The sequence below is a fragment of the Clostridium sp. HBUAS56010 genome, assembly GCF_007115105.1.
GTDB lineage: Bacteria > Bacillota > Clostridia > Lachnospirales > Lachnospiraceae > Lacrimispora.
The window spans coordinates 347,505-373,351 of the sequence record NZ_SULJ01000001.1 but is presented as its reverse complement, the minus strand read 5'-3'; the positions used below and the strand labels follow the sequence as shown (position 1 = coordinate 373,351).

28 protein-coding genes and 1 riboswitch are annotated in these 25,847 nt (G+C 41.0%); of the genes, 6 read left to right on the top strand and 22 right to left on the bottom strand.

Going from position 1 to position 25,847, the window contains the following annotated elements; genetic code table 11:
• Window positions 1-26 precede the first annotated feature (26 nt).
• The gene (locus tag FAY33_RS01805) at window positions 27-1,976 is read right to left on the bottom strand and encodes a TetM/TetW/TetO/TetS family tetracycline resistance ribosomal protection protein (protein WP_143319052.1); all 1,950 of its coding nucleotides are present in this window, start codon (window positions 1,974-1,976) and stop codon (window positions 27-29) included.
• Window positions 1,977-2,088: 112 nt separating this feature from the next.
• Complete coding sequence (locus tag FAY33_RS01800; RefSeq protein ID WP_143319051.1) at window positions 2,089-2,394, bottom strand: LysM peptidoglycan-binding domain-containing protein; 306 nt, start codon at window positions 2,392-2,394, stop codon at window positions 2,089-2,091.
• 172 nt (window positions 2,395-2,566) lie between these two features.
• Between FAY33_RS01800 and lexA the strand changes: the two genes are divergently transcribed.
• On the top strand, window positions 2,567-3,187 hold the full coding sequence (gene lexA / locus FAY33_RS01795) for a transcriptional repressor LexA (protein ID WP_143319050.1): 621 nt from the start codon (window positions 2,567-2,569) through the stop codon (window positions 3,185-3,187).
• Window positions 3,188-3,347: 160 nt separating this feature from the next.
• On the opposite strand, the gene rsfS is transcribed toward lexA, so the two are convergent.
• The 8 genes from rsfS to rplU form a co-directional block, all read right to left on the bottom strand.
• The gene (rsfS, locus tag FAY33_RS01790; protein WP_143319049.1) at window positions 3,348-3,710 is read right to left on the bottom strand and encodes a ribosome silencing factor; all 363 of its coding nucleotides are present in this window, start codon (window positions 3,708-3,710) and stop codon (window positions 3,348-3,350) included.
• Window positions 3,710-4,303, bottom strand: a complete 594-nt coding sequence (gene yqeK / locus FAY33_RS01785) for a bis(5'-nucleosyl)-tetraphosphatase (symmetrical) YqeK (RefSeq protein WP_143319048.1) — start codon at window positions 4,301-4,303, stop codon at window positions 3,710-3,712. The genes rsfS and yqeK overlap by 1 nt, the downstream gene beginning before the upstream one ends.
• Window positions 4,300-4,917, bottom strand: coding sequence for a nicotinate-nucleotide adenylyltransferase (gene nadD, locus FAY33_RS01780; protein ID WP_143319047.1), 618 nt, complete (start codon window positions 4,915-4,917; stop codon window positions 4,300-4,302). The genes yqeK and nadD overlap by 4 nt, the downstream gene beginning before the upstream one ends.
• A gap of 33 nt (window positions 4,918-4,950) precedes the next feature.
• On the bottom strand, window positions 4,951-5,247 hold the full coding sequence (gene yhbY / locus FAY33_RS01775) for a ribosome assembly RNA-binding protein YhbY (protein WP_143319046.1): 297 nt from the start codon (window positions 5,245-5,247) through the stop codon (window positions 4,951-4,953).
• Window positions 5,248-5,261: 14 nt separating this feature from the next.
• Window positions 5,262-6,542: a GTPase ObgE gene (gene obgE / locus FAY33_RS01770; protein ID WP_143319045.1), complete on the bottom strand. Its 1,281-nt coding sequence runs from the start codon at window positions 6,540-6,542 to the stop codon at window positions 5,262-5,264.
• Between the two features lie 161 nt (window positions 6,543-6,703).
• Window positions 6,704-6,994 (bottom strand): 50S ribosomal protein L27, encoded by a 291-nt coding sequence (gene rpmA / locus FAY33_RS01765; protein ID WP_143319044.1) that lies wholly within the window; start codon window positions 6,992-6,994, stop codon window positions 6,704-6,706.
• Window positions 6,995-6,997: 3 nt separating this feature from the next.
• Window positions 6,998-7,336 carry a ribosomal-processing cysteine protease Prp gene (locus FAY33_RS01760; protein ID WP_143319043.1) on the bottom strand — a complete coding sequence of 113 codons (339 nt, stop codon included), beginning with the start codon at window positions 7,334-7,336 and terminating at the stop codon, window positions 6,998-7,000.
• Window positions 7,337-7,338: 2 nt separating this feature from the next.
• Entirely contained in the window at window positions 7,339-7,647 is a 309-nt protein-coding gene (gene rplU / locus FAY33_RS01755; RefSeq protein WP_143319042.1) for a 50S ribosomal protein L21, read from the bottom strand.
• Between the two features lie 229 nt (window positions 7,648-7,876).
• Here rplU and FAY33_RS01750 point away from each other — a divergent pair, with 229 nt between their 5' ends.
• A complete protein-coding gene (locus tag FAY33_RS01750) occupies window positions 7,877-9,061 on the top strand; it encodes an MFS transporter (protein WP_143319041.1) in 1,185 nt (394 codons plus the stop codon).
• 25 nt (window positions 9,062-9,086) lie between these two features.
• Here FAY33_RS01750 and FAY33_RS01745 read toward each other — a convergent pair whose 3' ends face one another.
• From FAY33_RS01745 to FAY33_RS01695, 11 genes are all read right to left on the bottom strand, one after another.
• Window positions 9,087-10,271: a ribonuclease E/G gene (locus FAY33_RS01745; protein ID WP_143319040.1), complete on the bottom strand. Its 1,185-nt coding sequence runs from the start codon at window positions 10,269-10,271 to the stop codon at window positions 9,087-9,089.
• Window positions 10,264-10,974 carry a TIGR03936 family radical SAM-associated protein gene (locus FAY33_RS01740; RefSeq protein ID WP_143319039.1) on the bottom strand — a complete coding sequence of 237 codons (711 nt, stop codon included), beginning with the start codon at window positions 10,972-10,974 and terminating at the stop codon, window positions 10,264-10,266. The genes FAY33_RS01745 and FAY33_RS01740 overlap by 8 nt, the downstream gene beginning before the upstream one ends.
• Window positions 10,958-12,823 (bottom strand): TIGR03960 family B12-binding radical SAM protein, encoded by a 1,866-nt coding sequence (locus FAY33_RS01735; RefSeq protein ID WP_143319038.1) that lies wholly within the window; start codon window positions 12,821-12,823, stop codon window positions 10,958-10,960. The genes FAY33_RS01740 and FAY33_RS01735 overlap by 17 nt, the downstream gene beginning before the upstream one ends.
• A gap of 120 nt (window positions 12,824-12,943) precedes the next feature.
• Window positions 12,944-13,696, bottom strand: a complete 753-nt coding sequence (locus FAY33_RS01730; protein WP_185967459.1) for an ABC transporter ATP-binding protein — start codon at window positions 13,694-13,696, stop codon at window positions 12,944-12,946.
• A gap of 23 nt (window positions 13,697-13,719) precedes the next feature.
• The gene (locus FAY33_RS01725; protein ID WP_185967458.1) at window positions 13,720-14,775 is read right to left on the bottom strand and encodes an iron ABC transporter permease; all 1,056 of its coding nucleotides are present in this window, start codon (window positions 14,773-14,775) and stop codon (window positions 13,720-13,722) included.
• An 11-nt stretch (window positions 14,776-14,786) separates the two neighbouring features.
• Window positions 14,787-15,368 (bottom strand): ABC transporter substrate-binding protein, encoded by a 582-nt coding sequence (locus FAY33_RS01720; RefSeq protein WP_143319035.1) that lies wholly within the window; start codon window positions 15,366-15,368, stop codon window positions 14,787-14,789.
• On the bottom strand, window positions 15,332-15,796 hold the full coding sequence (locus FAY33_RS01715) for a hypothetical protein (protein WP_143319034.1): 465 nt from the start codon (window positions 15,794-15,796) through the stop codon (window positions 15,332-15,334). Before FAY33_RS01715 ends, FAY33_RS01720 begins: the two co-directional genes overlap by 37 nt.
• Before the next feature lie 196 nt (window positions 15,797-15,992).
• Window positions 15,993-16,197: riboswitch (cobalamin riboswitch) on the bottom strand.
• A gap of 37 nt (window positions 16,198-16,234) precedes the next feature.
• A complete protein-coding gene (locus FAY33_RS01710) occupies window positions 16,235-17,962 on the bottom strand; it encodes a methyl-accepting chemotaxis protein (RefSeq protein ID WP_143319033.1) in 1,728 nt (575 codons plus the stop codon).
• A gap of 24 nt (window positions 17,963-17,986) precedes the next feature.
• Window positions 17,987-18,358, bottom strand: coding sequence for a hypothetical protein (locus FAY33_RS01705; protein WP_143319032.1), 372 nt, complete (start codon window positions 18,356-18,358; stop codon window positions 17,987-17,989).
• A gap of 51 nt (window positions 18,359-18,409) precedes the next feature.
• A complete protein-coding gene (locus tag FAY33_RS01700; protein ID WP_143319031.1) occupies window positions 18,410-18,616 on the bottom strand; it encodes a non-oxidative hydroxyarylic acid decarboxylases subunit D in 207 nt (68 codons plus the stop codon).
• 14 nt (window positions 18,617-18,630) lie between these two features.
• The gene (locus FAY33_RS01695) at window positions 18,631-20,082 is read right to left on the bottom strand and encodes a non-oxidative hydroxyarylic acid decarboxylases subunit C (protein ID WP_143319030.1); all 1,452 of its coding nucleotides are present in this window, start codon (window positions 20,080-20,082) and stop codon (window positions 18,631-18,633) included.
• Window positions 20,083-20,525: 443 nt separating this feature from the next.
• On the opposite strand from FAY33_RS01695, the gene FAY33_RS01690 reads away from it, so the two are divergent.
• The 4 genes from FAY33_RS01690 to FAY33_RS01675 all read left to right on the top strand — a co-directional run bounded on the left by FAY33_RS01690 (window position 20,526) and on the right by FAY33_RS01675 (window position 24,564).
• Complete coding sequence (locus FAY33_RS01690) at window positions 20,526-21,416, top strand: LysR family transcriptional regulator (RefSeq protein WP_143319029.1); 891 nt, start codon at window positions 20,526-20,528, stop codon at window positions 21,414-21,416.
• A 192-nt stretch (window positions 21,417-21,608) separates the two neighbouring features.
• On the top strand, window positions 21,609-22,862 hold the full coding sequence (locus FAY33_RS01685; RefSeq protein WP_143319028.1) for an ABC transporter substrate-binding protein: 1,254 nt from the start codon (window positions 21,609-21,611) through the stop codon (window positions 22,860-22,862).
• Window positions 22,859-23,560: a GTP-binding protein gene (locus tag FAY33_RS01680; RefSeq protein ID WP_143319027.1), complete on the top strand. Its 702-nt coding sequence runs from the start codon at window positions 22,859-22,861 to the stop codon at window positions 23,558-23,560. Before FAY33_RS01685 ends, FAY33_RS01680 begins: the two co-directional genes overlap by 4 nt.
• The gene (locus tag FAY33_RS01675; RefSeq protein WP_143319026.1) at window positions 23,557-24,564 is read left to right on the top strand and encodes an ATP-binding cassette domain-containing protein; all 1,008 of its coding nucleotides are present in this window, start codon (window positions 23,557-23,559) and stop codon (window positions 24,562-24,564) included. Before FAY33_RS01680 ends, FAY33_RS01675 begins: the two co-directional genes overlap by 4 nt.
• A gap of 28 nt (window positions 24,565-24,592) precedes the next feature.
• Here the strand turns inward: FAY33_RS01675 and pepT are convergent, their stop codons facing one another.
• Entirely contained in the window at window positions 24,593-25,819 is a 1,227-nt protein-coding gene (gene pepT, locus FAY33_RS01670) for a peptidase T (protein ID WP_143319025.1), read from the bottom strand.
• Between the last annotated feature and the right edge of the window lie 28 nt (window positions 25,820-25,847).

Here is a 25,847-nt window from a genome sequence, read left to right as displayed (position 1 = left end):
CATAAATCAATCTATAGATCCAGTTATCATCGAAGTGTGTGCATATATTGTTCTGCCTCATCCCAATTCACCACAAAAGAAGTTCCTTTTTGGCAAAATACAGAACCAGATGGATTCTCAATATCTGCGTCTGGATTGTACTGGCTGTCAGCAATGATTTCCTCCTCATTATGACAGATATCGTAATGAGAAAATGTCATAGAAATGCCTGCTCTTCCTCCGGACATTATCATTAGTTCCTCTCCGTAATTCATAAAAGAGGATACAGGTCCGATTCCTGCTATAACAGCTCGCCCTTTTTCCTCAATGACTGGCGGTTCAAATGTACCATGACGTCTTAAAATATCGTTTAATAATCTTCCGCACAGTTCCTCTGGTACTAGTAGCCGAAACCTGTAATATGGCTCTAATACCATACATTCCGCCTTCATAAGCCCCTGTCTGATTGCCCTATAGACAGCTTCCCGAAAATCTCCGCCCTCCGTGTGTTTAATATGGGAAATACCATCAATTAGGATAACCTTAACATCAGTCAGCACCGCGCCTGTTAAGACTCCTTTATGATTCTTTTCAAATACGTGGGTGCAAATAAGATTCTGGTAATTGATTCCAAGCCGGTCCACATGACATTGACTCTTAAATAGAATACCAGCACCTCTTGGTGCAGGTTCTAAACGAAATGCAACCTCTGAATAATGCCGAAGAGGTTCAAAATGACCATAACCAGTGACTGGTTGCCGAATGGTTTCCATATACAGAACTTCTGGCGGTCCAAAAGTTACCGGTATCTGAAAACGTGTTAATACAGACTGCTCCAGCACCTCTAACTGTATCTTACCCATAAAATTAACCTTTAATTGCTGTAGAGACTCCTCCCAGTCCATTCTTAATGACGGATCTTCTTCTTGAAGAAGATGAAAGATCTTTATAACAGACTGATTCGGTATATCCTTCGAATAAAGCACCTTTGCCTGAAGTGCCGGGGCAAGGACGGGTATCGCATTATCTGAACAGGCACCAATCCCCTGTCCTGCCAATGTGCTTTCTAATCCAGTAACTGCAATGATATCTCCAGCGTAGGCCTGAGAAACGGTCTGAAACCGTTCTCCATTAAAAATACGAATCTGATGGACCTTCTCAGATCCAAGAATAGAATCTCTGACTTTAAGAGATCCACCTAGAATCTTCATAAAAGCCATGCGTTCCTGTTGATTGTCATAGCGGATTTTAAAGATTCTGGCACTGAAAGTATCATTGGATTTATAAGAAGTCTTCGCAAATTCATAAAAAGCGTGAAGGAATAAATCAATTCCTGTTCCGCTCAGAGCACTTCCGCCAAAACACGGAAACAACTTCCTCTCTTTTATCCGCAAAATTAAGACTTCGAGCAAATCTTCATATTGAACAGTACCTTCCAACCATTGATCCAGCAGATCTTCCTTATCCTCAGAAAGATTATTAATCAGATCATCCGTAAAGGTTCCCTCTCCTCCAGCTTCCAGATGAACCTGATTAAAATCAAGGATGTTGGTTGAAAATTGATTTTGAACCTCAGATATTGTTCGTTCATAGGAAGAAGAATCCAGATCCAGCTTATTAATAAACAGGAAGACTGGAATATCATAACGTTTCAGCAGATTCCATATAGTTTCCGTATGTCCCTGTATGCCGTCAGAGCCATTGACCACCAACACGGCATAATCCATAATTTCCAATGTTCGCTCCATCTCTGACGAGAAATCCATGTGCCCTGGGGTATCTACCAGATAGTAAGTATTGCTGTGATGGGTAAAAACAGCAATGTCAGAAAAAATCGTAATTCCTCTTGCTTTTTCGATTTCATCATGGTCCAGATATGAACTTTTAGTATCAACACGGCCAGGGGTCTTAATTACCTTCTCTTTATAAAGAACTTGTTCAGAAAACGTAGTCTTGCCCGCATCAACATGAGCCAGGATGCCAAATGTTATTTTCATTTTTATCAACCTTTTTCTGAAAAATCATGCTTTAGAAGAAATCTAAAGGCACTGTATTTATTCTAAGTGATTATTCTTAAAAAATCAACAAATTTAAGTGTAATGCAACATATTAGGGATTCTCACCTGGAGTAAAGTACATAACTGTCAAATAATGACCACTGTGAATCACATCTTCCTTTAATCCATTCATATTCTTTAGTTCCTTTACATATTGTTCCACTGTTAAGCCGCTGTGTTCCCTATACTTTCCTGCAATACTCCATAGACTGTCTCCCTGCTTGATCAGAATGCTGGTATAATACTTCTCTACTGCTTCCGCGCCCATAGCCTCAGCGGGCTGATTCCCCATGGAATAGCCAAGTATTCCTGATCCCAACACCATCATAAGCAACAAGATAATAAACTTTTTTATCATACGGATGCCTCCTGTAAAACGAATTAAGAACATGTGTTCTTGTTATATGGAAATAATAGCACCCAAACATATGTTTGTCAATTCCTTTTCCGCTTTTTCGAACAAAGGTTTGCATTTTGTTCGAACATATGTTACTATAGTGTTAATGATAAAGGATTGAGGAGGCTGTGCGATGGCACAAGAGAAAATTACACCCAAGCAGCAGGAAATTTTAGAATATATAAAAGAGACGATATTAAAGAAGGGTTATCCCCCCGCAGTCCGGGAGATTTGCGAGGCAGTTCATTTAAAGTCTACCTCTTCCGTTCACTCTCATCTTGAGACATTGGAAGAAAAGGGATACATAAGAAGAGATCCGACAAAGCCCAGAACCATTGAGATTATTGATGACTGCTTTAATCTTACCCGCAGAGAGGTCGTGAATGTCCCTGTATTGGGAACAGTCGCAGCCGGTCAGCCTCTTTATGCTGAGGAAAATATTGAGAATTACTATCCAATACCCTCTGATCTGCTTCCCAACGAAGAGACCTTTATGTTAAAGGTAAGAGGCAACAGCATGATTAATGCAGGCATATTGGAAGGGGACCAGATTATTGTTATGCACTGTCCCACTGCCGCCAATGGAGAGATTGTGGTTGCACTGGTAGATGATTCTGCCACTGTCAAGCGTTTCTTTAAAGAAGATGGACACTATAGACTTCAACCAGAAAACGATTCTATGGAACCGATTATTGTAGACCATGTGGAGATTCTGGGAAAAGTTATTGGGCTTTTCCGCATTGGTATCCACTAAAAACTGCAGAAAGAACAAATCCCTGTGGCATACGAAAGCCGGCTGTACTGGTTGACATAATATTTTTATGTCAACCAGTACAGCCGGCTTAAAACAAGATATATTTTATTCACTGATACATAAAAAACGGCTTACACTTAAGCCGCTTTTTCATTCAGACTTATTCCATTGAATCCAAATCTTTCATCTCAATCGTCTTTCCATCTCTCCAGATTCTTTCCAGATCATAGAATAAACGGTTATCCCGATCAAACACATGGACAATGATATCACCATAATCCATTAAAATCCAGTTTGCAGTCCGGTATCCTTCCATCTGCTTGCAGACAAAGCCTTTTTTGCCCAGCTCTTCTTCCACATTATCAACCATTGCCTGTACCTGGCTTGTATTTGTACCACTGGCAATAATAAAATAATCTGCTACAACTGATACATTACGGATATCAATAATACTGATATCTTCGCCTTTTTTATCAGATAACGCATTATATGCTGCTTTCACCATCTCAACTGACTGATTCATTATTGCTCTCCCTTCTTTTCCTTGTGAATCTGCTCGTAGTAAGCATATGCCTGTTCAGACATAGAATTCACAAAACGTTCTTTTCCTCTTAGATATTCCAGAGTACTCCTTAAAATCAAATAAACACACTCATCCAAATCTACAAAAGCGATGGACCGAACCAAATCCAGGTCTGCAGCCTTATCACGTCTTGGTTCAATATAATCCGCAACGAAAATAATCTTTTCCAATAAAGACATCTTTGGTCGCCCGGTGGTATGCCATCGTATGGCATCAAGTACCTGTACATCTTCAATTTTATAGTTATGCTGTGCCAGCCATTTTCCATATAGTGCATGAAGTACCGCCGGAGCATTGGTTTCGTCTGCAGTTAACGGAATCTGCTGTTCCCTGCATCGTGTTACCAGTTCGGTATCTTTAAAAAACTTTGCGCAATCATGAAGAAGCCCTGCTAATTCCGAACGTTCCAGATCACCTCCATACCGCATTGCAAGAGCAACCGATATAAATGATACACTAATTGTATGTTCATACCTTTGTGGACTTAACTTATCCATCAGATCTTTTCTCAGATTAAAGATTAACTCTTTCATGTTTTTATCTCCTGATATAATCCATGAACCTGAATATAATTCACGACACTTGCAGGAACATACGGATTAATGGATTCTCCCTTAAAAACTTTATCACGCAGCTCAGCAGAAGAAAGATTCATCTCTTTGCAATGAAGTTTACGGATATCTGCATGATATTTACAGGTCAGATAATCAATCTGCTGACCCATGGAACGATCTTCATCCTCATATTTTCTTGAAGCAGCCAAAATAACTGCCAATGACAACACCTGTTCCGGTTCATACCAGTTCTCAATTTCATAAAGAGAATCTGCACCTACAATAAAGTAATATTCATGTTCCGGATAAGCTCTATGAAGCCGCCGCAATGTTTGTGCGGTATAGGTATTCCCTTCCCGTTTCACCTCAAAATCTGAACAGAAAAGCCCCTGCCGTCCCTGAAGGGCCTTTCCGGTCATGGCAAGGCGCAGTTGGGGAGCAGTTACATGATGATTTTTTTTATGGGGCGGATGCCCAGAGGGCATAAACCAAACTTCATCAAGTTGGTATTCTTTATACGCCTGTTCTCCAAGCATGATATGACCGTTATGAATCGGATCGAATGTTCCACCCATAATTCCTATTTTACCCATAATCTTTGGCTCCGTGGTTTTAAAATAAAGGAGTTACTTTGGAAGCTCAATCTTTCTTTTTGCTTCCTCTTTTGCCCGTTTATAAAGGACAATACGCCTTCCAATTACCTGAACAACTTCGGAGTGGGTTCTCTCTGAAAGAACGGCTGCGATACTGCTTCCATCATCTATGCAGTTTTTAAGCACAGTTATCTTTATTAATTCCCTTGCCTCCAAAGCTTCGATAATGGCATTTGTAATCTCCGGTGTCAGACTTGATTTCCCGATCTGGAAAATCGGATCTATATTCATCGCCAATCCTTTTAAATAGGATCTCTGCTTACTTGTCATAATATTCTCCTTGTTTACTTGTAATAGTCAAATTCCAGACCATACATGCGAACCGTATCTCCTTCTTTAATTCCGGCCTGTTCCAGTTCTTCCAGTATTCCGTTATCCTTTAAGAACTTTTGGAAGAATTGGAATCCCTTTTCTGATTCCAGATTCGTATATCCCAGCATCTTATCAATCCGTGGTCCTTCCACTACATAAACACCATCCTCTGTTACTTCTACAGAATAAGGAAGTAATATATTGGCAAGTCCCTTTAAATCAAATTCTTTTTCAAAGATTACCGGTGATAAATTCACTGTTTTCAGCATTTCACTAATAGCATATAACAGTTCTTTTATCCCTTTTCCGCTTACCGCAGATATAGGATAAACCTTGATACCCTTTGGTTCAAATTCAGCTTTCAGCTTCTCAACAGGATCTTCATCCTCTGCAAAGATAACATCAGTCTTATTGGCAGCAATAATCTGGGGCCGTTCAAGCAGCTCTGGATTATAAGCACCTAACTCTTTGTTAATGGCATGAATATCCGCAATGGGATCTCTGCCTTCTGTAGATGCTGCATCCACAACATGAACCAGAACTCTTGTTCGTTCGATATGACGAAGGAAATCATGTCCCAGTCCTACGCCTTGGGAAGCGCCTTCAATAAGTCCGGGAATATCAGCCATTACGAATCCGCCGCCATCAAGATCTACCACTCCCAAATGAGGGTTTAAGGTTGTGAAATGATAATTGGCAATCTTTGGCTTTGCATTGCTGACTCTTGACAGCAGTGTAGATTTTCCAACATTTGGAAATCCAACCAGACCCACATCTGCAATCACCTTTAATTCAAGCTGTACCCATAGTTCCTGGGAGGCCTGTCCGGGTTGTGCATATTTAGGTGCCTGCATGGTAGGCGTTGCAAAATTCATATTTCCCTGCCCGCCTCTTCCACCTTTTAAAATAACTTCTCTGCGGTTTCCCAAAGACATATCCGCAATTACTTTTCCCGATTCAAATTCCTTAATTACCGTGCCTTCCGGCACTTTAATGATAAGGTCTTGTCCATCTTTTCCATGGCATCTGCGTTTTCCACCAGCTTCACCGTCTTTTGCAGCATATTTTTGAATGTGTCGGAAATCAGTTAAGGTATTCAGACCATCATCTACTTCAAAAATAATATCTCCGCCACGGCCGCCATCCCCACCGTCAGGTCCGCCACACGGAACATAAAGTTCTCTCCGAAAGCTGACATGACCGTCGCCGCCTTTACCGGATCTAATATATATTTTTGCTCTATCAGCAAACATTCATTCACCTGTTTCCTTTCTATTCTATTAAAAATACAGGTTTCAATTAGATATCTTCCGCTTTATCAAAACGAAATATACCCAGAGGGCTTTTATCTCATAGGAAAATTACCCATGAGATAAAAAACGGCTCCATACGTCAAGGTATGAAGCCGGTCCAATTATTCGTTAATTACTTTTGGATAAACAGAAACCTGCTTTTTGTCTCTGCCTTTTCTCTCAAATCTAACAACACCATCCACCTTAGCGAATAATGTGTCATCACCGCCGCGGCCTACGTTGATGCCTGGATGAATATGAGTTCCACGCTGTCTGTAAAGAATGTTACCTGCTAATACGAACTGACCATCAGCTCTTTTGGCACCTAATCTTTTAGACTCGGAATCTCTACCGTTCTTTGTAGAACCAACACCCTTTTTATGAGCGAAAAATTGAAGGTTCATTTTCAACATAGCTTACACCTCCTTAAATAGGATTTTAATATATGGTTCTCCATATTCCTCCTCAATATCCTGCAAACCGGATATAAGAGAATTCATAAGGAGCTGTGATTCGGAACTCACGGTCGAGGTAAAACGGAAATGAAAAGTACCTGTCTTTTCTTCCTGATCCACTTCAAAGGAATCTTCTGTAAATTGCTCTACACTGTTAGACATATTAAAGGTAAGCGCAGAAACCGCTGCACAGACAAGTTCCTGTCCGTCCTGATGGTTATCCGCCAAACCGGCATGTCCCAACATTTTAATTCCTGTATAATGTTGCTCTGAATCAACAAATACGGTTACTCTTATCATAATTAAGCATTGATCTTTTCGATCTTAACCTGTGTATAAGACTGTCTGTGACCATTTTTCTTATGGTATCCTGTTTTTCTCTTATACTTGTAAACAATGATCTTTTTTGCTTTGCCTTCTTTTACAACTGTACCTGTTACGGTAGCACCTGCTACAGTCGGGCAGCCAATTGATAAATCTCCATTGTTCACAACAAGAACCTGGTCAAATGTGACAGCTTCACCAGTGTCAACACCAAGCTTCTCAACTTTAATGATATCGCCTTCCGCTACTTTGTACTGCTTACCACCTGTTGCAATAATCGCGTACATATGGCACCTCCTATTATCATTACTCGCCAACTTCGGTGTTTCATAAAATATGAAAACTTTTAACCTCATTGTGCGGCATACTTGTTTAATATAACATTCCATAGCAGTTATGTCAATATTTTTTATCATAAAATAATCTATAATTTTCTTTCCATGGAAGTTTCTTCTTGTTATTCCCGGTCACTCTTAGTATAATAGAAGTATTTGAAACTGCAAAGGAGTATTATCTATGAAAACAGACAGATCTAATCACATTTTTTTCCGCTGTTGCTATGGATATGCGGTCAGCGGCATGGCGGTTCTTGTTATTGGAGCAATTCTGCCCTCGATCATGAAAGAGGCTGGGATCAGTTTTCTGGCTGCAGGCAGTCTGCTGTCCGGAATGGCAATCGGCAATTTAAGCGCCAGTTTTTTATTTCCCATGATTGTATCCCGGACAGGAAGGAAACCGGCAATCTTTTTCATCACCCTTTTAGCGCCTGTGTGTCTGCTGATTTTAAGCATACTTCCTCCTTTTCCCGTAATATATGGAACCATGCTGGTGTATGGATTGGTACGTGGAAGTGTTACTATTTTAAATAATGGTGCGGTCAATGACATCTTCGGGGATAAAGCCACTGGAAAACTGAATCTGCTTCACTGCAGCTTTGCAATCGGTGCATTTCTTGCTCCTTTTCTTACAGCCGTACTGATGAGGCTGGGATTTGACTGGAAAGCAATTTTATATGTCATTTTGTTTCTGACTGCAACAACCGCCATCTCTTATGGCACCATGGATGATACGCTTTTAAAAACAACCAGCAAAAAAGACAAATCAGTACCAGAGGAAAAGGATCACTCGAGATCTTTCCTCAAATCTTTTCCTTTTTACTGCATTGCTTTAATTTTATTTTTTTATCTGGGCATTGAGAACTGTATCAACGGCTGGTTTGTGACCTATCTGCAAAATACCGGTGTTATGAGCCTGAGTTATGCTACAACTCTGGTATCCTTTACCTGGCTGGTCATTATGGCTGGCCGGCTGGTGTGCGCAGCTCTGTCAAAAAGACTGGAAAAAAGTCTTATGATTCTTATTTTATCTTTTGGAAGCGCATTGTGTTTCTTCCTGTTGATTACATGCAAAAGCCTTCCATTTATCACGTTTGCCCTTTTGGGAATGGGATTCTTTCTTTCTGGAATCTATCCCACCTGTATTGCCAACGCAGGTCCTCTTATTAAAGGCTCTACCGCGGGAATGTCTCTGTTGACAGCAATCTCTGCACTTGGAGGTATCATTGCTCCACAGATGGTAGGTGGTGCGGCTGATCACATGGGTATTGTTGCCGCAATCGGTATTTTGAGTGTTAATATGATTTTTGTAATGATCTTTTCCATCATCAATTTCAGAAATAACAGAAAAAAACGGATAGGCTGATTGTTTCAATCACCTATCCGTTTTTTTATATCTGTGCTGCCTGTTCGTGAAGAGGTTTTCTGATTTTTTTTCTGGTGACTTCCACCAGATTCAGCTTTGTGATTTCTACAACCGTAGTCTGAACCGGATCTTTTGAGAAAATCTCAGTTAATCTGGCTACCAGAAGTTTCTTATCTTCCTCAGTCTCCATGTCAATGAAATCAATAATTATAATTCCCGATAAATTTCTCAGGCGCAGTTGATGCCCGATTTCTTCTGCCGATTCCAGATTTATCTTCATAATGGTATCACGGGGCTGTTTCTTACCTGAATATTTCCCAGTATTTACGTCAATAACCGTAAGGGCTTCTGTAGGCTCAATTACCAGATATCCCCCAGACTTTAACCATACCTTTTTCCCTAATGCCTCATCCATGGTTTTATCAATCCGGTATAGCTTAGAAAGAGGAAGAAGGGAGTCTTCATATCGGATCAGAAGGCTGGAATCTTCTGGCTGATTCTGGTTTAAATAAGTTCTTACTGCTTCATAAATATCCTCTTCATCTGTGATAACAGCTTCAAGAGAAGACTTTAAACTGTCTCTCAACCCGGATAAATAAGCAGGCTCTGCACTATGCAAAAGGCTGAAACAGGTTCTGAACTTTCCATCTTCATATATTTTATCAAGACATTCAGAAAGGCGCTTCAATTCTGCTTCCAGTTCTGTCTCAGAAGCATTATAAGCATTGGTTCGGACAATAATGCCAAAGTTATCCCCTTTTATGGTTGAGAGTCTGGCCTTCATCGTAGACTTCCATGATTGGTCTGTAATTTTAGAAGAAAAACCAATGTGTTTTTTTCCGGATGTTACTACAAAATAGCGGCCTGTAATGTTTAGATTCCCCGTGAGAACAGGGGCTTTGGATTTAACCGCATCCCGCTCCACCTGAACCAGAATCTCATCTCCCTGACGCAGCATTCTGTCACACAGACGTCCGTCAGAATATTGAACCATGCCATCACCCAGATTTAAGTACCCCATCTGCCCTTTGCCAATATCAACAAAAGCTGCATTGATGTTTTTAACAACCTTATTTACTTTTCCAATATAAATATTACCTAGAACAGGCTTCTCATCCTCCGGTTCAATGTAAATCTGAACTGCCTCTTTTCCAGAATGAAGAAGGGTAATAACTGCACCGTTCCATCTCGTTATAACAAGTTTACTCACAGGCTTCTCCGATCAGCCCCAGAGGCAAAAGAACACGTTTTTCTTCATCGCCCACATCTCCATAAACCTCTTCCCTTTGAATCTCAAAGGCAAACTCCGGCATTATTTTTCCTAACCAGTTATAATAGGCTTCCATAAGCAGTTCCGGTTTCAAATTGTCAGAACTGCCAGCAGAGACTTTTATAAAGATTGTTTCATCTTCAACGGAAAGGTCATAAATCCATGGTTTAATATCAACCTCTTTTTCTCCTTTTTTTGTCTTCTTTGTTATGAGAATCTGAGGCTGATCTAAAAATGTTTTCAGACCGTTAAAAAATTCTGCCAGGTTATCAGGCTCTTTTCCTTCCCGGAACGCAAGAGTATAGTCGGCTGCTGCTACTAAGGACATGGCATTCTTCGCCTGATCACTGAGAATATGACATTCGGTAACTTTAATTCCTTCCACCATAACTGCATTGAGCTGTTCCAGCATAGTTTTTGTATCAGACATGGAATTTACTTCGATATCCATATATTCTCCATTGCTGGTAAGACCTACTCCCAAAGGAGCAGCAAAAGACATAATCTGATGAGGGCTGAATCCTTCACTGTATTTGATATCAACCTCTGCCCTTCGCATGGCTTTTTGAAAATAACGCATGATATCCAGATGTCCAATAAACTTTACCGGTCCGTGTTTTGAAAATTTAAATCTTATCTTCATAGCAGATTCCTCCTTTGAAACTCATTGCTCCACAGCCCGTACAATGCTGCCGGCAGTTAGGAGTTACTTTTTCGCCGATGGCATTCTGCCATTCTCTTTTTAAGAATTCTTTTGTTACACCCGAATCAATGAAATCCCAGGGGAATATTTCTTCCAGACTTCTTTCTCTTACTGTATAGAAGTCCGGATCCAGACCACAGGTCTCAAATGCTTTCATCCAGATATCGTTTTTAAAATGCTCGGACCATGAATCATACAAAGCACCATTTTTATAAACTTCTTCGATTAACGATGAAATTTTTCTATCCCCACGTGCAAGAACACCTTCCAGAACAGTTAAGTCTGCTTCATGATAATTGTATTTTAAACTCTTCTTATTCAGCATGGTACGGAACTTGTCCTTAACAATATAAGCCCGTTCCAAAAATTCCTCTTTGGTGCACATTCTTGCCCACTGGAATGGTGTAAACGGTTTAGGAACAAAAAATGAGGAGCTTGCAACCACCTGGACTTTTCCATTTCTCTGATCTTTCGGGATTTCGTAGTATTCTTCTGCCACTTTTTCCGATAGTTCTGCAATTCCCTCCATATCTTCAACGGTTTCAGTAGGAAGTCCCAGCATAAAGTAAAGCTTTACACGGTTCCAGCCGCCATCAAATGCTTCTCTGGCTCCTTTTAAAATAATCTCTTCCGTCAACCCTTTGTTAATAACATCACGAAGTCGCTGAGATCCTGCTTCTGGTGCAAAAGTCAGACTGCTCTTTCTTATATCCTGAACTTTACTCATAACGTCCAGAGAAAACGCATCAATCCTTAAGGAAGGAAGGGAAATATTCACACCCTTATCCTTAAATTCATCAATAAGAAAATTAACGATTCCTTCCAGATAGGTGTAATCACTGGAACTTAGAGAACTTAAAGAAATCTCTTCATGTCCGGTACTCTTTAAAAGCTTATAGGCATAATCCTTTAGATATTCCAGACTGTGTTCCCTCAATGGGCGGTACACATTACCTGCCTGACAGAAACGGCAGCCTCTGATACAGCCTCTCTGAATCTCTAATACCACCCTGTCCTGAGTTGCTTTTATGAAAGGAACAACTGGTTTTTCAATATACCAGGCATCATCTAAGCTTGTTACAAGCTGTTTTCTTACTTTCTCTTTTGCATGGGGATTATTAGGTATTATGCTTTCTATGGTGCCATCTTCTTTATATGCCACATCATAAAATGAAGGTACATAGATCCCTTCAATCTCTGCTGCCATCTCAAGAAACGTCTTCCGGGTTCCGCCCTGTTTCTTATTTTCCTTATAGCGGTCCATCAGTTCAAAATAAACGGTTTCTCCCTCTCCGATATAAAACAAGTCGAAAAACTCAGCCAGAGGTTCCGGATTATATGCACAGGGTCCTCCCCCTATAATCAGCGGGTCATCCTCCCCCCGGTCTTTGCTGTGAAACGGAATCTGACCGAGATCAAGAATCTGTAGAATGTTCGTATAGCACATCTCGTATTGAAGCGTGATTCCGATAAAGTCAAAATTTTTGATGGGATCCTGTGATTCTAACGCAAAAAGAGGGATCTTCTGGTCCCTCATAATCTGATCCAAATCCGTCCACGGAGAAAAAATCCGTTCACAATAAATATCTTCCCTGCGGTTAAACATATCGTATAAAATCTGCATCCCCAAATGGGACATACCAATCTCATAGACGTCAGGAAAACACATACCAAAACGGATATCTACCGCTTTTGGGTCTTTTCTCGCCATATTCACTTCGTTGCCAATATACCTGGCGGGCTTCTCAATCTTTAATAAAATTTCATCACTTAACGCTAATTTTTTCATTCTGATTCCTTTTTTACATGTGAAACGATCACATTTTATAATTAATCCATAATGATATACGGAATAATTATAAAGGACTTTCCCGGATTAATCAACACCAATCCAATCATCTTTAAAAAGTCAGCCCATTTTAAGATCAAAATCCAAAGCTCCCTCTCCCTTATCAGAGACTGCTCCTTCTACGTCAAACACCTGGCGTACCTTTTGTTTGGAAAGAACTTCTTTTGGTGAGCCAAAAGAGTGAACATTTCCCTGATCCATCAGATAAAGAGTATCACAGTAATGAGCCGCCAGCCGGAGATCATGAAGAACAATTAAAATAGTTTTCCGGCTTTGTTTTAATGTATCCAGAATAAATAACTGGTGCTTAATATCCAAATGATTGGTGGGTTCATCCAGCAGAATGGTATCTACCTCCTGAGCAAAAGCTCTGGCTATAAAAACCAGCTTACGTTCTCCGCCTGAGAGATTTTTAATATTACGGTCTTTCAGATGAACAATTCCCACTTGTTCCAGAGCACTCATAACAATGTCATTTTCTTTGTTTCTTCTATTGGTTCTTTTTTTGTGAACTGCCATGGAAACAACTTCATATGCAGAGAAATCAAAAATACTGTTATTCTCCTGCCCCACATATCCATAGAGCCTTGCCCTTTCAGCACCGCTTATCTGGCTTAATGAAGTTCCATTTAAGAGAATGTCTCCGCTGTCCCTGGGATAAATGCCCAGGGTTGTTTTTAATAAAGTTGATTTTCCACATCCGTTAGGTCCCACAATTCCTGTTATTTTTCCAGGCTCTGCAGTCAGGCTGATCCCGGAAAGGATTGTTTTTCCCCCAAGGGTAACTCCTATATTCTGATATTCTATCTTCATCACTTATGTTTTATCCTTTCAGCCTAATCCTTACTTTCATACCCTTTTTTCACCATTAAGTATAAAAAGAATGGAGCGCCTACAAAAGCTGTAATAACACCGATGGGCAGTTCTGCTGCATGAAATGCACTTCGTGCTGCACTGTCCGCCCATAAGAGATAAATGGCTCCCAAAAGTGCACTGAGAGGAAGAACAAGCCGGTTGTTGCTGGAACGGATCAGCATCCGCACTACATGAGGCACAACCAGACCTACAAATCCGATGATTCCTGTTACACAAACGAGAGAAGCAACAATAACAGAACAGATAATAAACATACCCACACGAAAATGTTTTACAGAAAGTCCAAGTGCCGCTGCATCTTCATCTCCCATCATCATCAAATTTAATTTTCCAGATTGAAATACACAGATACAGATTCCTGACAAAACTCCCAAGGCGGGAACTGGCAAAGTGGTCCACTGGGCTGCTGCCAGACTACCCATCTGCCAGTTATATACAGCGGCAATACTTTCAGAACTTTTTGCTGCAAAAATAAGAAAGCCAGTAACCGCACTCATGACCGCATTGACAGCCATTCCCGAAAGGAGCAAAGTGACAGGACGCAAGGTCCCTCCTCCGGAAATCCTTGCCGTGGTATAGACAAACGCAGAGGACAATAAAGCCCCTGCCATCGCCATAATTACAGTCTGATACGGTCCATGGAAGAAAGGAATGGGGAGAAGAAGGGCACAAGCCGCTCCTGATGATGCACCAGAGGAGATTCCAAGAATATATGGGTCCGCAATCGGATTAAGTACAAGTGCCTGCATGACTGCACCACACAGGGCAAGACCTGCACCGCACAGAGCACCAAACAGCACTCTGGGAAGCCGGATGTTCCAGATGATCTGGTAATCCGGCCTTGCCCATAATCCCTCTTTCAGTTCCTTTCCCCCGTGAAAAATCTGATCCGTTAAGATACCATATACAGTAGACAACGGAATATCCGTAGACCCTTTTGCAATTACAAACACAATAGTAGCAAATAGAGCCGCAATTAATAATGGAAACAAAAGTATTCCCCGGAACTCTTTCATATTGATCAGCCTCATTGTTCCATAAGGTCTGGATATAAATACTCTGCAATGGTTCTACAGGCATTTGCCCCGCGGATATCCTGCATTACAGACACCAAAGGCATGGTTAAAAATGCCTGATTCTTTACAGCAGTAACATCAGAAAGTGCTGGGTTGGAGGTTACAAAGGAGATCTTATCTTCTATGGACTGCTGCCCGTAATCATTAAAGATAATGACATCTGGATTTGCCTTTACAAGTGTCTCTACACTGGTGTTAAACCAGCGGGAATCTGCCATATTTCTGGTAGAATTAATTCCTCCTGCCAGTTCAATCAGATTGCTTTGAAGTCCTGCTGATGTTGTATAAATCTCATTTCCTTTAAAACTGTCTAATACAAATACTTTTAATTTATCTTTTTCCTCTACACCGGATGCAGCCTTCTGTATGCCGGAGATTTCCTGTTTCATTGATTGAATCAAACCCTCTGCGCGATCCTCTACCTTGAATATTTTTCCGAGATTTTCAATATCCTGATAAACGTGTTCGATGGTTTCATCCGGTTCAATGGTTCCGGTTATGGTGTAGCAGTTAATGCCTTTGCTGTCAAACATTCATAACTGCCCCATTTGCTTTCCTGAAATGCACTGATCTGACCAATAATCAGATCGGTATCCAGTGCCACTGCATTTTCATGAGATACTTCTACTTCCGGAATTGAAGAAAACTTCTCTGCCAGTTCGGGAAGTGGTGCTTCCGCCTTACTTGCAGGTACATTCTTTCCTGCTATGTAATCTTCAAGTCCAAGCATTACCATATTTTCGGCACTGTAAAGATTACAGCACAATACTTTTTGCGGCATGGATGAAAAGGTAATCGTTCTGTCTCCATTTTGAATAACTACTTCCTCATAATCATCTGCTTTTACTTCTTTCTGTGATACTGTTTCCGCTGAAACCGATTCCACCGTGTTTTTGCTGACGGTGCCCGCTGGGGAACAACCTACAGTAAGCAGTGCCAGGGCAATCGTCAGGGCAATCAAACTTTTTTTTCATTTCTTTCTCCTTACTCTTTGGTAATGTCTTATATTTATGCAAATAAAAAGCCCCTGATATCTGCCTGATTCGCAAATACTAGGGGCGTTTTATCGAACAACAATTCAAAATCAGACATACCAAAATAACATCTTGCCATCCCTGAATTGATTCTATCATGCTGTTCCCATCGTCATCCGCGAGGAAATCATTAAAAAATACGGCAGTTCTTCTGACTTAAGTGTTCTGATTCTTCATCAGCGGATGCTTAAACCTTCCCAAGATCTCTCTCAGTGGCCGGAATACTCCATAAAACATCCACACTATCACAGCAGCGGGACTATGCAGGAATCTCACCTGACTTCTCTATTAATCAGCAAAAGGCTGAACCGTATTTCTATGAAACTACAAATTTATTGGTATGATAACTGATCTGTCCTGGAATGTCAAGCCTGATTACCCGTCAGCTTAAACTTTGAAAGCTCATCACGTAATATATGAGCCTGTGCGGTCAGTTCTTCACTGGAGGCAGAGCTTTCTTCTGCGGTTGCTGCATTGGTCTGGACAACAGAGGACACCTGTGACAAGCCCTGGTTGATCTGCACGATGGAATTGGTCTGATCCATGGAATCCGCTTCAATTTCCTTAATCGCTTCATCTGCCAATGTGGCTTTCCCGGCAACCTCATTTAAAAGTAAAAGAGCATCACTGGCAATCTTTTCTCCCTCTGCAACCTTTTGGTTTGATTCCTGGATCAGTGTTGCCGTCTGTTTTGCCGCTTCAGCAGATTTGGCTGCAAGATTTCTTACTTCATCTGCAACAACAGCAAATCCTTTGCCGGCTTCTCCGGCACGTGCTGCCTCTACGGCTGCATTTAAAGCAAGTATATTGGTCTGAAACGCAATGTCTTCTACCAGCTTTGTGACTTTGGAGATTTCTTCGGAAGATTCTCCGATCTCCCGCATTGCCGTATTTAAATTCTTCATGCGGTCATTACTTTTATTTACACCCTGCCCTGCCTGTGCCACATATTCTGTTGCTTTTCGTACAGAAACTGTATTTTTCTCAGCTTTTTCAGTAACACTTTGAATGGCTGATGTTAATTCTTCTATGGTTGCTGCCTGTTCTGTTGCACCTGAAGCAAGCGCCTGTGCCCCATCAGAAACCTGTCCTGCTCCTGTATTGACCTGATCTGCAGAATTCTGTATCACCAGCATAGTGGAATTAAGGGAAGCTGTTGTCTCTATCAGAGACTGTTTGATCACAGCAAAGTCTCCAATGTAATCCAAATCCATGGAAATACGCATATCTCCCCTGGAAAGAAGGGTTAGTTTCTCAATAATATCCTCAATATAGGCAGTCAGTCTCTCATTGGTATTCCGGATTCCTTCCACCATACGCCCTAATTCGTCATTGCTTTCATAGTCAATCGTGGAATGAAGATTTCCTTTTGCCATTTCTTCATAAACTTTTTCAATCTCTTTTACAGGAGTTAAAATTGCACGTACCAGCGCTATAATCACACCAATGGTAGCCAGAATGGCGCTGACTAAAACCACTGCCAGAATCACCCATGACCGGGAAACAATCATTTTTGTAGTCTGGCTCTGTACTGCCTCTTTCTGAGTACCAACCGCATTCATATCATCCATGATCTGGGAAATCTGGTTGAAGGCTGGAACAAACTTATTCTGAAATATATCGTAAGCTTTCTTCGTGTCTTTTTTGGAAGGATCCTTAATCAGATCAATAATCTCTTTACGGGCTTCTTCTGCCTCAGTCACATGCTGCATCACCTGGGCAATATTATCTTTATTTGCCCCGCTGCGCTGATGAGCAGCAAATGCTTCCATATTTTTCTTAAAGCCTTCTACACTCTGATCAGACAGGGCAAGAGATTCCTGATAGTCCATTCCTGATTCTTTATCAAAAATCGCCATAACCAGATAACGCTGTACAGAAACCATATGAACCTGTGCAGAAAGATTATAACTGGTAAGAGGATAGGTATATCTGGAATACATCTGAACTTCCTTTCCTATGCTTGCTATGCTTAATGCAGAAGTCCCAAGAGACACCAGTAATATTGCAAATACAATCCCAAATCCTACAATCAGCTTCCCTTTCACGGAAAGACTTTTCAACAAAACTTTTGACGCTTTATTCTCACCCATCTTTATCCCTCTTATCTGTACTCTTTATAGATATTTTTCTAAAAAAAGAGCGACTACTTTATCTGTATTTTCGCATATCTGTTTGATATCACTTTCTTTTGCATCCTGTATATGCACTCCCAGGCTTACGGATACAGGTTCACCTGATGCTTTGCATATTTTTTTTGCCACATCTTGTGCCAGTTCCGAATCCTTATGACCGGGGACGGTAATTGTCCACAGATCACAACTGGATAAGGCCTCTCCTTCCAGTCGTGCACCAGGAGAAGCCAGGGCAACTCCTCCAAGATGAGGTCTGTCCCCTCCTCTTATAAACACAGCAAGACCAAAGCCACTGGTAGCATGGACACTTAAATTAATACGGTATTTTCCTTTTCCATAAGTTTCCTCTATCATCGTAATATAGCCTTTCTATATTTTATTTCTCACATAATAATCCACAAAGCGTCATTCATCAAGTGGAGGAATGGGCGGGATCATCGGAAGAGTCTCAATCTGCTCTTTTGTCAGTTTGAATTTTTCGTGGACATGAGGAGTTTCGGTTGAACGCCAGGAATAAAAGCAGTCCATACATTCATACACTTCCCATACATTGCCTACTGGTGAAGTTGCAATTACTTCAATCTTATTTCCATCACAGCGGGGACATTTCATGATCTGTTCTCCTTTCACTTTTGTGGCTGCTGACTGGACATCAACTGGCGGATCAGCGCTTCATAGTTCCCATAGCCGGCTGGCGGCTTTAACAGTTCCACTTCACGGGGGTTGGGTTCCGGGTCTTTTGGTGTGGTAGCATCAATAATAAGCTTGGAATGAATTCCAGCAGGATAAGACGAAGGATCCAGAGGCATTCCAGGACAGTTGGGAATGACCACCACATCTTTATCCGGTCGAACACGGGTTGTAACCGCCCACATAACCTGAGGCAGGTTAAACGGATCCACAAATTCATCTACAATAATGATGATTTTACTGTATGAACCTCCATGGGGAGTGGAAAGAAGACGGAATGCCACCTCTTTTCCAAAACCTCCGAAACGGACTTTGGTTGAAATAATACAACCCATTCCATGGGTATACATGGCATTAACTGCCTGCACTTCTGGAAAATCCCGTTTAATCTGCTGATAAAGGGGAACTGATGTATTCAGCGCCATTAAGTAGTCAATCTCTGTCCACGGAATACCAAGGTAGAGATTCTCAAAGATTGGATTGGTCCGATGAGTTACATGAGTAATTGTTATCACGCATTGACGCCTGGAACCGGAGTAAGAACCTGGGAATTCACCAAAAGGACCTTCTACTTCACGGACGCGGGGTTCTATGTATCCCTCCAAAACCACTTCTGACCCTGCAGGAACATAAAGATTGTCATAAAGATCCGATTTCACGATCTGGGTTGGCACCCCATCCTGCAATGCTCCTACAAATTCATATTCATTCTGGCTGTACATAACCGGAGTGGAAGCCATGTAAGTTACCAGTGGGCTGTTTCCTACGGTAATACAGATAGGAACCTTTTCATTTTTCCGTTCTGCGGCTTCTAACTGGACCGCAATATCATGGAATGCAAGAGCCTGAATTCCTACACGGTTTTTCCCCTTTACCTGAATTCGGTAAGTACCGACATTTAACTTATCGAAGTTATCTGGTTCATTGGGATCTGCTGTAATAATAGAGGCTTTGGAAAGGAAAAAGCCTGCATCCTGCTCATTAATCCGGTAAAGAGGCAGGATCTCGAATAGATTCACCTTATCGGGATCTTCAATGGTGTTCTCCTTACAAGGTGCATCAGATCTGGTAAGGACATCGGGTTTTACAGGAAATCGGTCCCAACGGCGGTTTATCTCATGAAATTGTTCCTTTGTTGTAGCCATTTTATCCATTCCAAGCATAAGGGCATGATTTGCCCAGGAACCATGGACATTGGTAACTACACGATATGGATATCCCTTTACTTTTTCAAAAAGTACGGCAGGTGCATTCTCAATATTCGCTGCCGCTCTGCCAGCCGCAGCAATGTCTGGTTCTGGATTAACTTCATCTTTTATTCGTACTAACTGGCCGTTTTCTTCCAATGTGGAAAGGAAACTGCGTAAATCCTGGTATACTTTTGCCATGATACTTCCTCCTGTTACTGTTATTTGAAGGTTTATCTATTACAATATCCGGTATTTAATTAACCGGATATCAACTGGCTTGATTATAAACACAAAAAAACAGGCTTGCAATTCGAAAAAGGAATTACAATATTCCAAAATAGAAAAGGATAATTTCATAATATTTAGAGACTGTTCATTCAGACAAAAAAAGAGAATATAATAAGAAAAATATAGAGGAAACCAACAGAAACAGGGAAAATACCATGTCGTGTTTTGTCGAAACAGTTATGATGAATCATTCGAAAATGTCAAAAGAAAAAGTAAATTCGTATTCTACTTCTGCTCATTCTGTATTATAATGTATCTGGTGACAAAATTTCCCTTAAAACCGCATTTTTTGTCGCGATATAATTATACAGACTGCTTTATACGATATTTAAAGCAGGAGGGGGGCAATACGTATGACAAAATGGATTGATGATTTCCTGGCATTAGCTGAATACAAAAATTTTTCAGCCGCCGCTGACAGCATCTATATTTCACAATCAGCTTTATCAAAACACATTAAAGCAATCGAAAATGAACTGGGTGTGGTATTGTTTATAAGAAGCAATACCAAAGCAGAACTGACGGAAGCAGGAAATATTTTTTTGGAATATGCGCTTAACATCCGTAAGTTCTCTCATGAGCTGCGGTTTAAATTAAACAAATACGGTATTTCTCCATGTATCTGCCAGTTATCCATCGGTACTATTCCATGTCTGGCTGAAAGCGGAATCATGGAACCGCTTCTCCGATTTCAGGAGTGTTACAGTAATTATTCCCTGGACATACAGGAATCTGACCAGAACCATCTGCTAAAACAATTATTCCAAAAAGAGATTGATGCTGCGATCTGCCGTCTGGATTCTCTTTCCCGGACCCAATATGAAACGGTTCCTCTTGTTACAGACGAGATGGTTTTAATCTGCAACAAAGAAGCATTTCCGTTTGAGCAGGGGAGTGAGATTGATCTGGCAGGAGTAAAGTTAGAACATATCTATACCATTACAAACGATTCTGACATATTTAGATTAGCGAGAGTCCAGTTAAACAGCATTGGATTTAAAAAAGATTTTGCAGGGACATTTCCAAGACATATGATGATTTATCCTCTTCTGGTGCAAAAAGGCGGTTGTGCTATTCTGCCGAGACAACTGGCTAATTTGCAGATGTTTCCCCAGCTTACCTATTTCCGCATAAGAAATGCAGTGAAGACACAGATTGGCATTGCAAAATTATGCCCTGGCAATGATAATCCCACTTTATATGAAAAATCCAGCGTTCTATTGAAATTTTTTAAAAATCTTTAATTTCTTTTTTCAAAACCCTTAATTTCTTTTCTTATAAGAAATTGAGGGTTATTATTATGATACATAATAATTTGTATCAACAATCCTTGAAAGCTTCGTTGTATTTACAACAAACAAATGGTCATACTTGTGTTATGATAACAGCACATGAAGCAGGGAACATTTATTTTTTAATATAGAAAGGAAGATCTTATGTCAAACTATGTAAAAGTTACAGATACTATATATGATATTACAGAAAAATACCCGGAGACCATCAGCTTTTTTGTATCCAACGGCTTTGAACAACTAAATAATCCTGTTATGAGGAAAACTCTTGGTAAAACCGTTACACTTGCCATGGCACTTAACATGAGAAAACTGAATCCGGATGCTTTTATCCAGAAACTGACGGAAGTAATTGAACAAACAGCACCAGATACTTCAACCGGACTTGCTCCCATGAAAAAAGAATCCGGCGGCGATATCCGGATTGAAGGTGTTCTTCCCTGCCCGATCCGGCTTCCTCTTATGGAAAAGTTTGAAGGCTGGCTGGAAAGTAAAAAAGATTCTCTTGGTTATACGGTTGACTATAACTTAAAATCTGCCAATTTAGGTCTCGATGATGTAAAAGAACGGGTTGTTGCTGCAAACGGTAATGCCGATGCCCTCTCTGACTTATATTTATCCGCAGGATTTGATCTGTTCTTTGACAAAGGTCTCATGGGACGTTACCGGGAAGCTGGAGAATTTGAGGATATTTCAGGGCTGGATAAGATCAATTCTGATTTCGACAATGAAGAGATTTGTTTAAAAGATCCCAAAGGACAATATGCCATTATCGGCGTGGTTGCTGCCATCTTCATGGTGAATACAAAGGTATTGGGCGACCGCCCCATGCCTGAGAGCTGGGCAGATTTAATGAAGCCGGAATTCGAAAACAGCATCAGTCTTCCAATGAAAGACTTAGATATGTTTAATGCCTTTTTGCTTCATATCTACCGGTATTATGGAGAAGAAGGCGTTGAGAAAATGGGCAAAGCCCTTCTGCGCAGCATGCATCCGGCACAGATGGTAAAGTCCCATATGGCAAAAGGCGACTTAAAAGCTCCGGCTATAACCGTTACGCCTTACTTCTTTGCCAGTATGGTAGATGAAAAGAGCCCCATGCGCCCCGTATGGCCAAAAGACGGCGCAATTATCAGCCCTATCTTTCTTCTTGCAAGAGCAAAGAACAAAGATAAGGTAAAACCTTTTGTGGATTTCCTTTACTCCAGGGAAGTAGGAGAAGTTCTTTCCGCCAGCGGAAAATTCCCTTCCACAAACCCACTGGTTGACAATCACCTGACCAAGGATCAGAATTTCATGTGGATTGGCTGGGACTTTATCCACAATCACGATATCGGCGAACTGATAAAAACCATAGAGGCTAAATTCTATCAGGCTTCAGAAAAGGAGAATTTATGAATCTGATTATTTTTTCGGGACCTCCCTCTTCTGGGAAAACCTCGATTATTTTAAAAGTAATTGCATCTTACAGCAGAAGGAATATCAAAGTAGGCGTTGTAAAGTTTGACTGTTTATACACAGACGATGACCTGGCATATGAAAAAGCAGGAATTCCTGTGAAAAAGGGATTGTCTGGCGCTCTTTGCCCGGATCATTTCTTTGCCTCCAACATTGAGGAAGTCGTAAATTGGGGCAATCAGGAAAACCTGGATCTTCTCATTACGGAATCTGCCGGTCTGTGTAACCGATGCTCCCCTTATTTAAAAGATATTAAAGGGGTCTGTGTCATTGATAATTTATCAGGCATTAACACTCCAAAAAAGATTGGCCCAATGTTAAAGGCTGCTGATTTTGTAGTCATTACAAAAGGAGATATTGTATCCCAGGCAGAACGGGAAGTCTTTGCCTCCTGCGTAAGCTCCGTCAATCCACGGGCAGTTACCATGCACGTCAACGGACTTACCGGACAAGGTGCGTATGAACTGGGCAGTCTTTTATACGATGAAAGCCAGGATATTAAATCCGTTCAGGGCATGAAACTTCGTTTTGCCATGCCATCTGCCCTGTGCTCTTACTGCCTTGGCGAAACGAGAATCGGAGAAGCCTATCAGATGGGCAACATCAAAAAAATTGATTTGGGGGCTGATAAGTCATGATAAACCTGACATTGGAACAAATATTAACGGATTATCCTTTTGCTTCTTCTTACTTTGAACAGAATAAGCTTGATATCTCCGGGTATGAGAAGAATACATTTTCTAAGTATCTGGATCATTTTACAGAAGAAGAATTAGAAGACCAGGCAATTGATAAAGAAAAGATTCTCTCGGATTTTCCAGTATATATCGAGCAGATGCAGGCTTTTCTAGGTCTTAACCAGGCTACCAGCCAGGTCATGTCCCTGACCATTGTTGCTGGTCATGATAAATCCGGAACACCGGAAGGATTTGAAGAGCTGACGGCTCTCACCTCACAGATTATCTCCATTGTAGGACCTACTGGTTCCGGGAAAAGCCGTCTTCTGGCTGATATTGAATGGGCAGCACAAAACGATACCCCCACCGGACGGAGCATTTTAATTAATGGAGAAGTTCCGGATAACAAATGGAGATTTTCTTCCAATAACCGCCTGGTGGCACAGCTTTCTCAAAATATGAACTTTGTTATGGACCTGACCGTGCAGGAATTCTTAAACATGCACGCAGTCAGCCGGCTGGTAGAAGACCCCCAGTCTGTTATTGATAACATTATTAAATCTGCAAATAATCTCGCTGGAGAGAAATTCGATTTAAACACTCCGGTTACCAGCTTAAGCGGCGGACAGTCAAGAGCTCTTATGATTGCCGATACTGCCATCTTAAGTTCTTCTCCAATTGTATTGATTGATGAGATTGAAAATGCTGGAATTGACCGGAAAAAGGCATTAGATTTGTTAGTTTCTTCGGATAAGATTGTATTAATGGCAACTCACGATCCACTTCTGGCGCTTATGGCAGATAAACGGATCATCATTAAAAATGGTGGTATCAGCAAAGTCATAGAAACCAGCGAAGAAGAAAAAAGATTGTTGGCTGAACTTGAAACAATGGATTCAAAGATACAGCATGCAAGACAGGAGCTTAGAAAAGGAAGTACTTTATCCTGCGAGATTCTGGAATAAAAAAGAAAGGCGGTTTCGCCTTTCTTTTTTATCTGTCAGCAAACTTTTCTACAATTTTAAGAAGAAGTTCTACCACTTTTTCCATGGACTGTACCGGAATAAATTCAAATTTCCCGTGGAAATTATAACCTCCGGTGCAAAGGTTTGGACAGGGAAGACCTGCATAAGACAAACGTGCTCCGTCTGTTCCTCCCCGAATTGGAGTGATCTGAGGTTCGATGTCTAAATCTTCCATTGCAGACTTTGCAATATCAATCAGATACATATGAGGTTCTATCTTTTCCTTCATGTTATAATAACTGTCTTTTAGCAGTAACTCAATGGTACCCGCTCCGTAACGGACATTGAGATAATCCGCAATCTGCTGGATCAAAACCTTTTTTTCTTCAAACTTCTCTTTGCTGTGATCCCGGATAATATAATCCATATGGGCACTTTCTACTGTTCCCCCCATGGAGTCCAGATGAAAGAACCCTTCATATCCTTCTGTATACATGGGATTCTCAAAAACAGGAAGCATATGGTGAAATTCCATAGCCAGCAAAAGAGCGTTCTTCATCTTCCCCTTAGAAGAACCTGGATGAATGCTTACGCCGTTAATTTGTACCTTTGCTGAAGCCGCATTAAAGTTTTCGTATTCCAGTTCACCCAGACCGCCTCCATCAACTGTATAAGCCACATCAGCACCAAATCCTTTTACATCAAAAAGATCCGCGCCTCTTCCTACTTCTTCATCTGGTGTAAAGCCGATACGAATGGTTCCGTGAGGAATCTCCGGATGGGATAACAGATGCTCTGCCATGGTCATGATCTCGGCAACGCCTGCTTTATCATCCGCACCCAAAAGCGTGGTTCCGTCTGTGGTTATAATATCCTGACCTTTATATTTTAATAAATCCGGGAAATCACTTATTTTCATGGTCAGCCCGGTTTCCTTGTTCATGAGAATATCAGTCCCATCGTAATTCTTTATGATCTGAGGTTTTACCTCTTTTCCAGAATAAGCCGGGGAAGTATCCATATGAGATACAAAACCCAGGACAGGAAGGGATCTGTCCACTGTAGCTGGAATGGTTGCATAAACATAACTGTGTTCATCAACCATCACATCCGTTGCATTCATTCTGCGGAGTTCTCCTGCCAGTTCTTCTGCCAGCACTCTTTGTTTTTCTGTACTTGGTATTGCCTCAACTTCATCCTTTGACTGAGTATCAAAGGAAATATAGTTCAAAAAATGGTTTAATACTTCTGACATCACTATCGCCTCTTTTTCTTCGTTTATT

Excerpts from the sequence above, each read along its gene's own strand:
- FAY33_RS01805 (WP_143319052.1), bottom strand. The coding sequence starts at position 1,976 with ATGAAAATAACATTTGGCATCCTGGCTCATGTTGATGCGGGCAAGACT.
- FAY33_RS01800 (WP_143319051.1), bottom strand. The coding sequence starts at position 2,394 with ATGATAAAAAAGTTTATTATCTTGTTGCTTATGATGGTGTTGGGATCA.
- lexA (WP_143319050.1), top strand. The coding sequence starts at position 2,567 with ATGGCACAAGAGAAAATTACACCCAAGCAGCAGGAAATTTTAGAATAT.
- rsfS (WP_143319049.1), bottom strand. The coding sequence starts at position 3,710 with ATGAATCAGTCAGTTGAGATGGTGAAAGCAGCATATAATGCGTTATCT.
- yqeK (WP_143319048.1), bottom strand. The coding sequence starts at position 4,303 with ATGAAAGAGTTAATCTTTAATCTGAGAAAAGATCTGATGGATAAGTTA.
- nadD (WP_143319047.1), bottom strand. The coding sequence starts at position 4,917 with ATGGGTAAAATAGGAATTATGGGTGGAACATTCGATCCGATTCATAAC.
- yhbY (WP_143319046.1), bottom strand. The coding sequence starts at position 5,247 with ATGACAAGTAAGCAGAGATCCTATTTAAAAGGATTGGCGATGAATATA.
- obgE (WP_143319045.1), bottom strand. The coding sequence starts at position 6,542 with ATGTTTGCTGATAGAGCAAAAATATATATTAGATCCGGTAAAGGCGGC.
- rpmA (WP_143319044.1), bottom strand. The coding sequence starts at position 6,994 with ATGTTGAAAATGAACCTTCAATTTTTCGCTCATAAAAAGGGTGTTGGT.
- FAY33_RS01760 (WP_143319043.1), bottom strand. The coding sequence starts at position 7,336 with ATGATAAGAGTAACCGTATTTGTTGATTCAGAGCAACATTATACAGGA.
- rplU (WP_143319042.1), bottom strand. The coding sequence starts at position 7,647 with ATGTACGCGATTATTGCAACAGGTGGTAAGCAGTACAAAGTAGCGGAA.
- FAY33_RS01750 (WP_143319041.1), top strand. The coding sequence starts at position 7,877 with ATGAAAACAGACAGATCTAATCACATTTTTTTCCGCTGTTGCTATGGA.
- FAY33_RS01740 (WP_143319039.1), bottom strand. The coding sequence starts at position 10,974 with ATGAAGATAAGATTTAAATTTTCAAAACACGGACCGGTAAAGTTTATT.
- FAY33_RS01735 (WP_143319038.1), bottom strand. The coding sequence starts at position 12,823 with ATGAAAAAATTAGCGTTAAGTGATGAAATTTTATTAAAGATTGAGAAG.
- FAY33_RS01730 (WP_185967459.1), bottom strand. The coding sequence starts at position 13,696 with ATGAAGATAGAATATCAGAATATAGGAGTTACCCTTGGGGGAAAAACA.
- FAY33_RS01725 (WP_185967458.1), bottom strand. The coding sequence starts at position 14,775 with ATGAAAGAGTTCCGGGGAATACTTTTGTTTCCATTATTAATTGCGGCT.
- FAY33_RS01720 (WP_143319035.1), bottom strand. The coding sequence starts at position 15,368 with ATGTTTGACAGCAAAGGCATTAACTGCTACACCATAACCGGAACCATT.
- FAY33_RS01710 (WP_143319033.1), bottom strand. The coding sequence starts at position 17,962 with ATGGGTGAGAATAAAGCGTCAAAAGTTTTGTTGAAAAGTCTTTCCGTG.
- FAY33_RS01705 (WP_143319032.1), bottom strand. The coding sequence starts at position 18,358 with ATGATAGAGGAAACTTATGGAAAAGGAAAATACCGTATTAATTTAAGT.
- FAY33_RS01700 (WP_143319031.1), bottom strand. The coding sequence starts at position 18,616 with ATGAAATGTCCCCGCTGTGATGGAAATAAGATTGAAGTAATTGCAACT.
- FAY33_RS01695 (WP_143319030.1), bottom strand. The coding sequence starts at position 20,082 with ATGGCAAAAGTATACCAGGATTTACGCAGTTTCCTTTCCACATTGGAA.
- FAY33_RS01690 (WP_143319029.1), top strand. The coding sequence starts at position 20,526 with ATGACAAAATGGATTGATGATTTCCTGGCATTAGCTGAATACAAAAAT.
- FAY33_RS01685 (WP_143319028.1), top strand. The coding sequence starts at position 21,609 with ATGTCAAACTATGTAAAAGTTACAGATACTATATATGATATTACAGAA.
- FAY33_RS01680 (WP_143319027.1), top strand. The coding sequence starts at position 22,859 with ATGAATCTGATTATTTTTTCGGGACCTCCCTCTTCTGGGAAAACCTCG.
- FAY33_RS01675 (WP_143319026.1), top strand. The coding sequence starts at position 23,557 with ATGATAAACCTGACATTGGAACAAATATTAACGGATTATCCTTTTGCT.
- pepT (WP_143319025.1), bottom strand. The coding sequence starts at position 25,819 with ATGTCAGAAGTATTAAACCATTTTTTGAACTATATTTCCTTTGATACT.